A 13,397-nucleotide genomic window follows, 5' to 3' on the forward strand; every position below is an offset into this window, starting at 1 on the left:
TATATGATCATACGCTGCACTCGGGTTGACAGGTATGTGTTCGAGGGCTACGTACACTCATCGCGCGTCGCACAAGAATGGATGCGCGAGGCCGTAAAGCAAGCCCCTTGGTTTACGCTTGAACTTTTTGCAGATTTCTTTATGTGCTTCTATTTAACGAAGCCTGATGTGGACGGCACCGTAGAGGAAACCCCTTTCCACCGATGGATGGTCTTAACGCTGCGCAAGCAGTACTTCTATATGTCCATTCATCCTCGAACAATTGGACAAGTAAATGCCTCTTTCAAAACAGCGCTTAAGGCGCTGATGTGGCTTACCGAGTCCTATGAAAAAGAAGTCAAACGCAGACAAAAGGAACAGCAAATGAGCGGCTTCGGCTTCGAGAAGAAGCAGCAGATGAGCGGACAAGAGGAAAAGAGCGTCAGTGAGCGTCTCTCCGAGAAGCAAATCGAGAAGCTGCGGCTCGTAGGCTATACACTGCAGCAAGGGAAGCGCGCCGTCGAAGACAAACAGGAAGCTGTCGATTCGAGGCCGCTCATCGCCGAGGAGATACGCGCGCTGAAGCAGCGCATCACGGAGCTGCAAAGCGAGATGCGCACCGAGTTCATGAAGCGCGATAAGCTCAAAGCGAAGCTGCGCAAGGCGGAAGAGGAACTCGAGCGCCGCGAGCGGCAGCTGGACCGCATGAGCGCGCGCGACATCGCGGCCATGAAGGAGATCGAGGCCGAGCTTGGCGACTGGCTCGGGCAAGCTTTAAAGGAGACGCTGTCCCTCGAAGAGGCGGACAGCTTCAATGTGCACGAGCTCGTGCAAGCGAGTCAGCGGCTCGCGAACCGGCGCTGGGGCAGCGAGCTGGGGAAATTGCGGCGGCAGACGTTCGAGCGCTACGTGCAGTGGATTGAGAAACTGAAGCGCAGCAAGGATCTGGTGTCTTTCCTGCAGGAGGTGGGACGGAACATCCATCACCTTCGGGTGCAGCGGAAGAAGCTGCGCTCGCCTTACGTTCCGGAAGCCTACGATGATTTACGCCAGTCTGGCGACATCGCGCATCTGCTTCCGAGCGAAGCCAGCCTGCTCGCTGATGAAGATTTTGAGCCTTATTTTCTCGTCAAATGGATGGAAAATAAGCTCATGACCTACAACTACACCGGCTCTGTTGAGGAGCCGCAGAAAGGTCCTGTTATCTGCATGCTCGATACCTCCCACTCGATGCGAGGCAGCAAGCTGCGGCTTGCGCAGCTGTTTACGGCGACCTTCGCCTCCTTCTCCCTCCTCGAACGGCGGGACTTCGTCCTGCTCCTGTTCGGGGCGAAGGGCGAGCTCATCGAGCATGTGCTATCTTATAAGCGGCCGGATTGGGACCGCTTCTATGGTCTGGCTCAGCTCGCTTTCGGTGGCGGCACGAACTTCGACGCGCCGCTGAGCAGAGGCATGGACATCGTACAGCACGAGCGGCAGTTTCACGATGCCGACTTCGTGATGGTCACCGATGGTGTCGGCCAAATCTCCAAAGCAACGCTGCAGAAGCTTGGCGCTCTTGGTCAGAAGAAGCAGCTGCGGCTGCATTCTCTCATTATCGGCTCCGCGCGCCAACATCTCGTTCAGAAGTACGAAATTGTCGGCGTTTCTCACCAAGTTAGATTCGCGACAGCCTGGGATGTTCAAGATCCAGTGAAGGATGAGCTTCTCCTGGATGTGTTTGCTAAGCGATAGTGAGAGTTTTAAAATAGCGAAAAAGCCTTCAATCCCTTGGGAATTGAAGGCTTTTTCTTTCTTGTCTCAGTTACTTCGTTTTGAACCAATAAAAGCGCGGCGGGGGGACCTGGGTGCTAGTTTTCAACTGATTCATATACTAGAATAGCAATCACTCTCATAATACCCCCACCCTGAACCTTCATGAGCGGAGCGTCAATGCCTTATTTTGCTCGAAAGTCGCTATTTTGCTTTGGATACGGAACGTCACACTTATTTCCTTTCGGATGCCGCATTTCCCGCCAAAAACAGCAAAATAACGAATCCATATTCCCTTTATACGAATAAAGGAAGGTATTTGGACAAATAGCGCATCCTACTTCAATTAACTAGTTCCATTACCCCAGTTTCTTTAGCTAGTTATTTTCACTATTGCCTTTAACTATTGTCTCTAACTCCTTCCAAGCCTTAAAGTTGCAGCCAATCAATCTGCTCCCACATAAAAAAACCATGAAATCTTCAATGAAGACCATCATGGTTTTTGTCATTTTCTATGTATTCAAGCTCTCATAAGTTCTTTTATCGTTTTCAAAGATACACCCGTTTGGTGGTAAACCTCAATAAGTGTGGCACGCGGATGAGCCCGAACGAAATCCTTCACTTTGTGGGACTCTTTCAATTGAAGCTGGGAGCAAGATTTACAATGCTTTTCAAATTTCGAAATATAAACTTGTCCGCATGTTTCACAGTTGCAAAGTGACATTTCTCCACACCTTCCTGATCCAATTCTCTATGATAAAGCTCTCTAATATAGATTTCGAGAAGAGGAGCACACTTCTGGGGGTACCTTATAAAATAAATGCAATTAAATTTGAATCTCAACCAAGTCACCTGGTTTTATTTCACCTGGGCGTTCCACGTAAGCGACAATCCCTCTGCTTTGCCCAGCATGTTTGATAAATTGTTGCGTTAGGCTTCTGTCTCCGTAATGATTGGCAATCTGCTTGCCAGGTCCTGCACAGGGCTCGTTCTCCCCTTCACACACAAGTCCGCCGCCACTTGGCAGAATCATTCGGATTCCCATAGGGAGCTTGGTTAATTCAGGAGCACCGCTCACAACAATATTTGCACCCAACCACTCAGGTTTAATTGTTTCCACACCCAGTCGCTGCGCAATGCCTTGCAGTTCCTCAACAGATACGATACTGAGTTGACGACGATTCATGATCTCTTGGCCTCTTTTGTACATGGGCTGCCGCGAGTCCGCTTTGGCGAATAAACCGAAGTGACGATCGCCTTCAATGCCCCCAAAACTTAGTTCGACACCGTCGATTTCTCTCGTTACAAACGTTGAAGCATCATCCGCGATAAGTACAGCTTCAATTTTGGCTATAATTGCCATGATGTCGTTCACCTGCCTTGTCCCCTATTATACCACTTACTTTCCCTATTCTTCCAGTACCTTCGTTCGATCCTGCTCAGGCCACATTGTTCCATCCTGCCAACCCAGCACAAAAGCTTCCCATCGACGATTTTCCGGAAAAACATCAAGTTCACCGAAATGATTGGAAATTGTTACATGCTGAGTTGCATGAGCCCGCAAGGCTGCTGCCTTGATCGGCCAACCAGTTTCTGTATCTACAACTATCGAAGGCTTGTGACCTTTTGCTAGTAATGAGGCTGCTGCATAGTATAACTTGCGCACACTCGGACATTTCCCACTTAATACTGCCGCCGTTGTCGCCTTGGAAATGGTGATATGATCAGGGTGACCATTGCCCCCATCCTCTGGAAAAGTGAATAGTACCTCAATCTCGTACCGCTGAATAAATGCGATAACACCTGCAACTAGTGCATCGAAATTAATCTCTGCGAGCTGACCATCTGGCCAACCTAAGTGCTCCACGTGTGATAAGCCCAGTATTTTGGCGGCTTCATCCATCTCTTTCTCTCGTAGTTTAGCCAGCTCTGATCGATCTTTTGCCCGCTCTAACCCTTGTCTTCCCGCTTCACCTCGTGTTGCCAACAACAAAACAGGATTTCCCCCTTGATCGGCAAGCTTGCGAATGATGCACGCACTAAGAAACGTCTCATCATCCGGATGTGCATATATAAATCCATATCGGTGCTTCATCTCTTCACTCCACTCTCTTTTTATGTAAAATCTGCTGGCGGATAAATCTTTTCGATGCAATAAATGGCTTGATCTATCGGCATCACTTTCTCATGCAGATCTAGCATATCCATTAACTTCACTTGATCAGATGAGCTGTCTGTCATGCCTATACAGATGATAAAGCGAATTCCAAGCTTTTTCGCAATAGTTAGCTGCTTATCCACATCCAATTTCTCATCAACCATCTTTATACCGATACCAACTAGTTTCAGCTCATTTGTCATTCTACATGCAGCTTCAGAAGCTATAGGGTCAAGAATGATTACCATAGCTTGTTCTTCTAGCTGCTTTCTATACGAATCTTCTGATCTCCAACTTACATTTGATCCTTCCACGTTTCGCATACCATCCACCCTTCCCTTTCTTAACGAGATAAAAAAACGCGCCGGACCTATGGTCCTGCGCGAATTGCTATCCCGCAGGGAGGCCAACGCGAAATGCGTTAGCCCACCCTGATATGTACAGGTGTGTGCTAACGCCTATAAAAATAATGAATTTGTACGAACCAAGTTGTATTCTTCATATGATTCGTCTCCTTCAACTTCATGATTATTATGATTATAGCGAGCCGCTGATGTAGATGCAACAGCTTTTTTTATTTATCCTATGCTAAAATGGCTTCGATATCCGGAGCGATAGTTGCTGGATCGGTACTTGCGCTGTACTGCTTAACAACAATACCGTTTGCGTCAACTAGGAATTTCACGAAATTCCATTCGATTTCTCCTGTACGATACGGCTCAGGTGTATGGCTTAACAGGTAAGTATATAAGGGATGAGCATTTTCACCCTTCACATCGATTTTATCAAATAACGGGAATGTCACTTTGTAGTTGAGTTCGCAGAAGCTTTGGATTTCTTCATTCGTGCCTGGTTCTTGACCGCCAAACTGATTACAAGGGAATCCAAGAACAACCAATCCTTTGTCTTGAAACTGTTCATATAAGCTTTGGAGCCCTTTATAATGCGGTGTAAGCCCACATGCACTTGCTGTATTTACAATGAGCAGTACTTTTCCTTTATATTCGGAAAGTGACTTCGTTTCGCCTGAGATCGTTTGAACGTCAATATTATAGATGGACATAGCTCCGCACTCCTTCAAATTATAATAAGTTCCAGTCCATTATAACATTCTTTACCAATGAGCCCAAATCTCAAGCTTGACAGTTTAGCTTCCCATATACTGACAGGTGTGATATATTGTTTACCTGTTTATTTCATAAAATAAACAACATCTGATCTTAGGAGGTAACTGATCTTGGACACAAAGACTCAAAGTGCCTATCAAGAAGAATTACAACAACTTGAACGAACGAATGCAGAAATTGACAAACAGCTTGAGCGGCTTAGGTCGACTCCTGTTTATTATGGGCCGGATTTAACGGAGCAAGCGTTGGAGGCAGCACGCGAGAATGGCCGACATAATTTAGCTAAAGCCGTCGATGAACCGTATTTCGGCCGCCTAGACTTCCAAGAGACTGGATCGGCTTCCGCCCTTCCGCTTTATATTGGTAAATCAGGCGTCGAGGACGAGCGAACAGGCCAATTGCTTGTCATTGACTGGCGGGCACCAGTCGCTAGCCTTTTCTATTCATTCACGGGTGGACTGGACGCAGCTTCTTATGATTCTCCGGACGGCCTTATCGATGGCCTCGTATATCTCAAGCGAAACCTAGTTGTCCGTAAACAAATTCTCCAGCGTGTCGTTGATACCTATGACCGCAATGCAGACTCTCTGGCCGTAGGCGATGAGTTTTTACTCTACCGCCTTGGCGAAAATAAAGACAATAAGCTGCGCGACATTGTATCTACGATCCAAGCTGAGCAAGATCGCATTATCCGCGCAGCGAAGAATACCGCACTGATTATCCAAGGGGTTGCAGGAAGCGGTAAAACAACAGTCGCTCTGCATCGACTTGCTTTCTTACTCTATCAATACCGCGAACAGGTTCGTGCAGAACGGATGATTATTTTTGCACCCAACTCCATGTTTCTCGACTACATATCCGGCGTACTGCCTGAACTTGGAGTCGGAAATATCCAGCAAAGCACTTTCACAGATTGGGCAATCGATGTGCTCGACCAAGAAGTGAAACTAGCGGATCAAGCACTAGTTCTTCAAACCTGGTTCTCGCTCGGCAGCAAAAGACCATCGGTCGATGACCAAGCGCCGGGACGATTTAAAGGATCCATTGCGTTCAAACAATACCTAGATCTCTGTCTCACAAGGTTCGAGGGGTCTTATGTACCTACTTCGGATTTCATCCCGTGGGAGGATATCAAGCTTCCAATTGCAACCATTCGCGAATGGTTTTTCGTAGAGAACAAGCACTATCCGCTTGTCAAAAGGCGGGAGCGTGTCATTGCTCGGATCAAACGCTGGATGGAAATTCAGCTCGACAAGATTTGGGAGCAAAGTCGGAAGAAAGAGCTGAAAAAGAAAGCTTCTCAGCGCCTGCGCACGTATCTGACAGGATGGCCTGATCACTCGGCATTCAGCTTTTACAAAATGCTCTTCTCTGACAAAGGTCGTCCGGACAGCTTGCCCATGGACCTGCTCAACCAAATACCAGAACCTATTGTCACCGCTTCGTTGAAGCTTTTCAAGAAAAAAGAAGTGCAGCTCGAGGATCTCGCTCCACTCCTTTATATTCATACACGTCTATTCGGCATTCCCTCAGATCGGTTATTCGACCATGTCGTGATCGATGAGGCGCAGGACTTTTCACCTTTCCAGGTAGCTGTGCTTGATTCTTATACAAGGAATAGTTCGTTCACGATACTAGGCGATTTATCACAGGGAATTCACGCTTATCAAGGCATCACAGACTGGAAGGAATTTTCCAGCTTGTTTGAAGTAGAAGAAACTGGTTATTTCGAACTTGAACGCAGTTATCGTTCCACCATGGAAATCATCTTGTTTGCCAATCAGGTCTTGAAACGAGGCGTCGAGAATCCGCTCCTTGCTGTTCCAGTGTTCCGCAGCGGCAACAAAGTCCGTGTCCTACAGACGGATATCAAAGGCCGAATGCCGCTGCTGCAGCGTGCCATCGCAACCTTGATACAAGGGAGCTCGAGTACAATCGCTGTTGTTGCCCGTACGGAGAAGCAAGCACAGGACCTTCATGATGCGTTGACTGAAGCTGGTATCGAAACGAATCTCATAACCTCCAAGCAACGGGTATACCGCGGTGGCATCTCGGTCCTTCCCGTCTTTTTGACCAAGGGACTTGAATTTGATGCTGTGCTGCTTATGGATGTTACTGCCGGGCATTACGAAGCCACTTTTATGGATGCCAAGCTTCTGTATGTAGGCTGTACGCGTGCGCTTCATGAATTATGGTTGATGGCTCCAGGCGAGCTGTCCCCTCTTGTCTCGACAGAAGATACGGAAATAGTGGAAACCCATTATCCTGAATAGTTTTAAGCAATGTTGTAGATTGTACAACTTATTCTAAGATATTAGAGTCTTTTCCTAAGAAAGTTGCAGAAAATACAACAATTTAGCCCAAAAATGGCCATTTGGCATGAAATTCGACTAAATTGTTGTACTTCTTACAACATCTCCACGTCGGTAAAAGAAATCGAGATAAATTGTTGCACGCTATACAACTTTACAGATGCAATTAATTCTGTGGCGACCGGTCGGCCAACAAGAAAGTAAAATTCATAGTTTCTACAATGAAAAAAGACACCTATTCACCGATCATACAGATCGAGTAAATAGGTGTCTTTTCTCACATTTTTAGTAAGCGATCAACACGCCGCCTTCACCAGCATAAGTACCAATAACCGTGCCCATGTTAGAGAACAGCACTTTGCGGAAAGGATATTTCTCAAGTAGTTGCTTCAAGACTTCACGCGCTCTATCCTCACAATTGCAATGCGCGACAGCAATCACATCTTTATCGAAATCGTGGTGAGCTTCCCCAATTTTGGTGATTAATCGTTTCAAAGCTTGCTGGGTGCCGCGTATTTTCTCAATTACTTCTATGGTACCTTCTTCACTGCCTTTCATTAAAAGCTTTATATTCAGCACAGAAGCAACTGCTCCCCGCACTCGGTCGAGTCTGCCACCTTTTATTACATTTTCTAATGTGTCGAGAAAGAAAAAAGTGCCTGAAGTCGTTACGGATTGATTTATCACTTCTACAATTTGATCAAATGGTACATTCGCTTTTGCCATTTTGGCTGCCTTATAGACGAGAACACCAAGTCCAAGTGAAGTTGTTTTCGAATCAATGACCTCGATACGACCTGCAAAACCTTCTTCTAGGAGCATCTCTTTAGCCATGACGGCATGATGATAAGTACTGCTAAGCGCCGATGAAAGACTGATCACAAGAATATCTTGATCTACACGGGCCTTCTGATACTCAGCGAGGAACAGCTGTGGAGCCGGACTTGACGTCTTCGGCAGGACGCTCTCCTTTTTCATTCTCGCATAAAAATCAGCTAGCTCCATGTCAGGCGGCATGCATTCCTCTCCAAAATGTACGGATAATGGAACAATCGCAATCCCTATCTCATCTACGATCATTTCGGGAAGGTCGCAACTGCTATCTGTGATAATCTTGATTGTCGTCATGGTGTCCACTCATTTCTTATTTTTTGGCGAAAACAATACCTACTGTATGCGGTCCGCAGTGGCTGGCAACAACGCAGCCCGTTTCAGTTATATAAACATGTTTCACATTCGTTTGTTGTTCAATTTGTTGTTTGATGTAAGCAGCTTCTTCTGCTGCCGAAGAGTGAGTGATAAACAGAAATTCCGTGTCCATGTCATCTTTTTGAGCTAAAGCATTATCCAGAAGCTGATGAAGTGCTTTTTCCCGTTTACCTCTTACCTTATCCGTCGATGTCATAGCCCCGTCAATGACTTTAACGATCGGTCTAATTCTCAACAGACTTCCAATAAAATGCTGAACACTTGAACATCTTCCGCCTTTATGCAAATATTCCAATGTGTCAATGATGAATTCAACTTCCATTCGGGTGATTAGAGGTTCTATCATTGATTTTATTTCAGCACTGCTCCGGCCATCCATTGCCGCTTGAGCAGCTTTTAAAACTAGCAAACCTATTCCTGTTGATAGATTTCTAGAATCAATGACCATTACCCTGCCTTCTGGAAAACTCGCAGCGGCAATAGTAGCATTCTGAATCGTTGATGAAAGCTCAGAGGAAAGACCAATAAAGACAATGTCTTCTCCTCTTTGAATAATGGGTTCAAACGCTCGTTCGAAATCAATAGGTGATGGAGCAGCGGTCTTGGGTAACTTGCCGGTTTGGTCAACTAATTCATAGAGTCTATCAGGTTTTATCGAAATACCATCTTTATAGGAATTGTCCTCAAAAATAACATAAAGAGGCACTACCTCTATTTGAAAGCGTCGATAAAGCTCTTCGCTTAAGTCACTTGTGCTATCGGTACATATACGAACCCGGGACATTTCGGTCATACCACCTTATCTATGCTGTCTATCTATCTTGAACCCGCAACAACTCTATTAAGATTGTGTAAAGTATAATTGAACTAGTCGAAAAGCTCAATCCTACAAAATAAAGCAGCTCCAATTTAGAAGCCGTAAATGGTCATCCCACCATCAACGAACAGGGTCTGACCTGTTACATAATTCGCCGCATCTGAAGCGAGAAAAACAGCGGGCCCTACCAACTCCTCAAGCTCACCCACGCGCCCTAGAGGTGTTCGCGCAATAATTTCGGCTAGGTAATCCGGATTAGCAAGTATTTTCTCTGTCAATGGTGTTTTGAAATACCATGGTCCAATACTGTTCACATTGATCCCATATTTACCCCATTCAAGTGCTAGCACCTTCGTCATTTGGATCATCGCAGCTTTGGTTGCTGCGTATACAACACCTGTTCGAAGGGCAACCTGTCCTGCAACAGAAGCGATATTGATAATTCTTCCATATTCCTTTTGCTGCATGTGACGACCTACGATTTGAGAGCACAAGAAAGCAGATTTAAGATTCGTCTGCATAATAGTGTCCCATTCTTCATCCGTAACAGCCAGCGCTTGACTGCGAATATTCATTCCCGCATTGTTCACTAGAATATCCAGTCGCCCCGTCTGTTCAATGATTTGTTGGACAGCTTCCTCGATCTGTTCTCTATTCGTGACATCAACTGGAAACGGATATGCCTTTCGTCCCATAGCACGAATTTCATGAGCTACTTCCTCAATATCACTCGCTGTGCGCGCAAAAAGAGCTACGTCAGCTCCCGCCTCAGCAAGGCCTATCGCTAGCGCTCTGCCAATGCCTCTTCCTGCTCCTGTGACTAAAGCAATTTTATTTATTAATTGAAATGAAGGTAAAAACATCTTTTCATCGTCCAATCTATAGGGTAGTAGGATATTTAAGAGTGAAAGAAGGGTTATCTATGGACTATTCCGTTCGGGAAGAGAAGGCCAACGCCATCAGCCACGGCGTAGGCGTGTTGTTAAGCATCGCAGCGCTTGTCCTGCTCATCGTGCAGGCTTCCTTACATGGCACGGTTTGGCACATTGTAAGCTTTAGCATTTTTGGTGCAGCTTTAGTCATACTTTATACCTGCTCCACGCTGCTTCATAGTGTGAGCCATCCGCGTTTGAAGGATGTGTTTGAGCTTCTCGATCATTCCGCCATTTATTTGTTAATTGCAGGCAGCTATACACCCTATTTACTCGTCACATTGCGCGGACCATTGGGCTGGACCTTCTTGGGTGTGATTTGGGGCTTAGCGATTGCCGGGATCGTCTTGAAAGTTTTCTACGTGAAACGTTTTGTCTTGGTTTCAACTCTTTGTTATATACTCATGGGTTGGTTGATTGTTCTTGCCTTTAAACCATTGTACTTAAACCTGCCATTTGGCGGTATCGTGTGGCTTGTCGTAGGCGGACTGTTCTATACGTTTGGTTCCATCTTTTATGTATGGCGGCGCATCCCTTATCACCATGCCATATGGCATGTTTTCGTGCTTGCTGGTAGCGCCTGTCATTTCTTCTCCATTTTCTGGTATGTCATACCCGCTTAATTATTGGATCAATTGCTGGAGATGTTGGAGAGAAACCGCATTCTCCACTTGACGCGCCAGTTCTTCATAACCAATTTCATTTGGATGAATGGCGTCTTCTGACAAATAACGGCTATCTTGCCCTACGAAAGCATCATACACTTGAACCACAAGAATATGTGGCTGCTCTAATTTGCGAAGAAATAAATTAAAGCGCTGTACCCAATATGCGGCATCCGGCACCTGCGGCAGAGGATTGTAGAGCCCGACTAAAACGATTAAGAAAGGCTCCTCAACCCCTTGCCGCAGCGCCTCAATTTCACCGATCAATTTCTTATAGTTGGATTCATACGTTTGAAGAGCAGATTTTAAGTAAGCAGGATCTCCTTGATAAAAGAAAGGAATTGCTGCCTGGATTAAGTCATTGCCGCCAGCTGTGATCGTGATGAGATTCGCTTCTCTTATATCCCTTTGGATCTGCGGATCTAACTCAAGTGTTTGAAGCAATTGACTAGTTGTAGCACCATTCTTGCCTGCAGGCTTTAAGTGAATAGGAACCTTCAGCAATTGCTCCAACTTTTGCCGATAGATAGATACGAATCCGTGACCTTCCGGAGCTCCAAAACCAACCGTTAGTGAATCTCCAAATGCCAAATAATTGATCGTCTTTTCCATTGCTATCCTCTCCCTAAAGCCTGACGTATAATACTATATGCGCCAGCGCCCAGTTTGGGAAGGGACACTCTCACCAGTTCTTTCGTCGTTTTTTTATACGTTTACATGCTGCTTCACATAATTTTCGATTTGTGCCTTTTCCGAAAACGTAAATTGGAATTCACAATCACAGCCCTCGTCGTGAAGGACAATTTGAACAATTTCTCCATCTAGATTACAGATAACTAGTATAGAGGGATCGATTAAATCCTCCGGAAACTCCTCGCCAACTTCTTTATGAATACCCAAAAAAATGTCCCGCCATTGCCCTCTTACCTCTGATTCCGTGAAAGATAATGTAAATCGGTGTTCTTCGTGTTCGGCTCCATATTTCATCATGTGTGAGTCCCCCTAAATATTACGCAAAAAAATCTTGTTTGGTAAGATTGCGTTTATTAACTTTTTTTGTTCATTAATTGTAACCCAGTGGACTGTAAAGTGGTAGTTCGCCTTCCTTTATACTACAATGGAGCTAAGAACCATTCAACAAAGGAGCCTTCCATTTATGAAAACAACTATTACGCAAACCATTGATAACCATGCGGACAGATTCAAAGCCATATCCAGCTTTATAGGGGCAAACCCGGAGCTAGGGCATGAAGAATTTAAAGCTTCTGATCGCTTAACTGAGGAATTGGCCTATCATGGCTTCCATGTTGAACGCGGTGTATTAGATATTGCAACCTCTTTTATTGCTACCTATGATTCTGGTAAAGCTGGCCCTGTCGTGGCCTTCTTAGCTGAATATGACGCATTGCCCGATCTGGGGCACGCTTGCGGTCACCATCTCATCTGCATGATGAGCATTGGCGCAGCCATAGGCCTTAAGTCGGTCATCGACGAAACAGGCGGCAGTATCCGTGTATATGGCACACCTGCCGAGGAAACTAAGGGTGCCAAAGTGCCAATGGCCGCGGCTGGACTATTCAAAGATGTGGATATCGCGCTGATGGCTCACCCGTACTATACGTATGAGAAGTCAGGCGAATCACTAGCTATGGACGCTATTCAGTACGAATTCTTTGGCCGTTCCGCTCATGCAGCTGCACAACCTTATGAAGGCGTTAACGCACTTGATGCTGTCCTTCAACTGTTCAATTCCATAAATGCGCTGCGCCAACAAACCAAGTCAGATGCGCGTATTCACGGCATCATTAGCGAAGGCGGCAAAGCCCCAAATATTATCCCTGACTATGCCGTCGCTCAGTTCTATGTCCGTTCAGCTTCCCGAACGTATACGAACGAGCTCGTCCAGAAAGTCCTTCACTGCGCTGAAGGCGCTGCCCTGCAAACCGGCTGCACGTTAAAAACTTCCTTTTACGAGTATTCGTATGACGAACTTCGAACCAATGAGACACTATCAGCCGTCTTTACTGATCAGTTATTAGCAATGGGAATTGATCCGAAAGAGATCGAAGTTGGCAAGGATCACGGTTCCCTCGACCTAGGCAACGTGTCTACCCAATGCCCGACGATTCACCCATTCGTCAAAGTTGCAGACGAGAGACATATGCTCCATACCAAGGAGTTCCGTGATCTCGCGCTGCAGGAACCCGCTCTTAATGCGATGATTTTCACAGCTAAGCTGTTGGCTTTCACAGCATACGAAGTACTCACTAGCCCAGATCTGTTAAGTAAAATCAAAACAGAATTTGATGCAGCGAAGAAATAACTCTTCATACGAAAGACCAGCCGCATGAAACTGAGCTCCTGCTCTGTTTCATGCGGCTGTTTTATTTGCGGCTTATTTTGCCTCCTTTGTTTACGCCGAGCTCGTATGGAGATCTTGGTTTAA

Annotated in this window: 13 protein-coding genes; 4 read left to right on the forward strand and 9 right to left on the reverse strand. The window is 45.8% G+C overall.

Annotated features, from left to right (window positions below):
* Nucleotides 1–3 precede the first annotated feature (3 nt).
* Nucleotides 4–1,713, forward strand: a complete 1,710-nt coding sequence (locus AC58U0_RS04220; RefSeq protein WP_497377799.1) for a vWA domain-containing protein — start codon at nt 4–6, stop codon at nt 1,711–1,713.
* Nucleotides 1,714–2,557: 844 nt separating this feature from the next.
* On the opposite strand, the gene AC58U0_RS04225 is transcribed toward AC58U0_RS04220, so the two are convergent.
* The 4 genes from AC58U0_RS04225 to AC58U0_RS04240 form a co-directional block, all read right to left on the reverse strand.
* Nucleotides 2,558–3,094, reverse strand: a complete 537-nt coding sequence (locus tag AC58U0_RS04225; protein ID WP_497378241.1) for an MOSC domain-containing protein — start codon at nt 3,092–3,094, stop codon at nt 2,558–2,560.
* A gap of 45 nt (nt 3,095–3,139) precedes the next feature.
* A complete protein-coding gene (locus tag AC58U0_RS04230) occupies nt 3,140–3,826 on the reverse strand; it encodes a PIG-L deacetylase family protein (RefSeq protein ID WP_497377800.1) in 687 nt (228 codons plus the stop codon).
* A 20-nt stretch (nt 3,827–3,846) separates the two neighbouring features.
* Complete coding sequence (locus AC58U0_RS04235; RefSeq protein WP_497377801.1) at nt 3,847–4,212, reverse strand: His/Gly/Thr/Pro-type tRNA ligase C-terminal domain-containing protein; 366 nt, start codon at nt 4,210–4,212, stop codon at nt 3,847–3,849.
* A gap of 260 nt (nt 4,213–4,472) precedes the next feature.
* Complete coding sequence (locus AC58U0_RS04240) at nt 4,473–4,952, reverse strand: glutathione peroxidase (protein WP_497377802.1); 480 nt, start codon at nt 4,950–4,952, stop codon at nt 4,473–4,475.
* A gap of 174 nt (nt 4,953–5,126) precedes the next feature.
* On the opposite strand from AC58U0_RS04240, the gene AC58U0_RS04245 reads away from it, so the two are divergent.
* Entirely contained in the window at nt 5,127–7,289 is a 2,163-nt protein-coding gene (locus AC58U0_RS04245) for a HelD family protein (RefSeq protein WP_497377803.1), read from the forward strand.
* Between the two features lie 324 nt (nt 7,290–7,613).
* Here AC58U0_RS04245 and AC58U0_RS04250 read toward each other — a convergent pair whose 3' ends face one another.
* The 3 genes from AC58U0_RS04250 to AC58U0_RS04260 all read right to left on the reverse strand — a co-directional run bounded on the left by AC58U0_RS04250 (nt 7,614) and on the right by AC58U0_RS04260 (nt 10,217).
* On the reverse strand, nt 7,614–8,456 hold the full coding sequence (locus AC58U0_RS04250; RefSeq protein ID WP_497377804.1) for a DegV family protein: 843 nt from the start codon (nt 8,454–8,456) through the stop codon (nt 7,614–7,616).
* A 16-nt stretch (nt 8,457–8,472) separates the two neighbouring features.
* Nucleotides 8,473–9,321 carry a DegV family protein gene (locus AC58U0_RS04255; protein ID WP_497377805.1) on the reverse strand — a complete coding sequence of 283 codons (849 nt, stop codon included), beginning with the start codon at nt 9,319–9,321 and terminating at the stop codon, nt 8,473–8,475.
* A 125-nt stretch (nt 9,322–9,446) separates the two neighbouring features.
* Nucleotides 9,447–10,217, reverse strand: a complete 771-nt coding sequence (locus AC58U0_RS04260; RefSeq protein WP_497377806.1) for an SDR family NAD(P)-dependent oxidoreductase — start codon at nt 10,215–10,217, stop codon at nt 9,447–9,449.
* A gap of 59 nt (nt 10,218–10,276) precedes the next feature.
* On the opposite strand from AC58U0_RS04260, the gene trhA reads away from it, so the two are divergent.
* The gene (gene trhA, locus AC58U0_RS04265) at nt 10,277–10,909 is read left to right on the forward strand and encodes a PAQR family membrane homeostasis protein TrhA (protein WP_497377807.1); all 633 of its coding nucleotides are present in this window, start codon (nt 10,277–10,279) and stop codon (nt 10,907–10,909) included.
* Here trhA and AC58U0_RS04270 read toward each other — a convergent pair whose 3' ends face one another.
* Both AC58U0_RS04270 and AC58U0_RS04275 read right to left on the reverse strand, forming a co-directional pair.
* Nucleotides 10,910–11,563: a GDSL-type esterase/lipase family protein gene (locus AC58U0_RS04270; protein WP_497377808.1), complete on the reverse strand. Its 654-nt coding sequence runs from the start codon at nt 11,561–11,563 to the stop codon at nt 10,910–10,912.
* Between the two features lie 93 nt (nt 11,564–11,656).
* Nucleotides 11,657–11,941, reverse strand: coding sequence for a hypothetical protein (locus AC58U0_RS04275; RefSeq protein ID WP_171649531.1), 285 nt, complete (start codon nt 11,939–11,941; stop codon nt 11,657–11,659).
* A gap of 166 nt (nt 11,942–12,107) precedes the next feature.
* Here AC58U0_RS04275 and AC58U0_RS04280 point away from each other — a divergent pair, with 166 nt between their 5' ends.
* Entirely contained in the window at nt 12,108–13,274 is a 1,167-nt protein-coding gene (locus AC58U0_RS04280) for a M20 family metallopeptidase (RefSeq protein ID WP_497377809.1), read from the forward strand.
* Nucleotides 13,275–13,397: the final 123 nt, after the last annotated feature.

The organism is Paenibacillus sp. J31P190 (assembly GCF_059692075.1).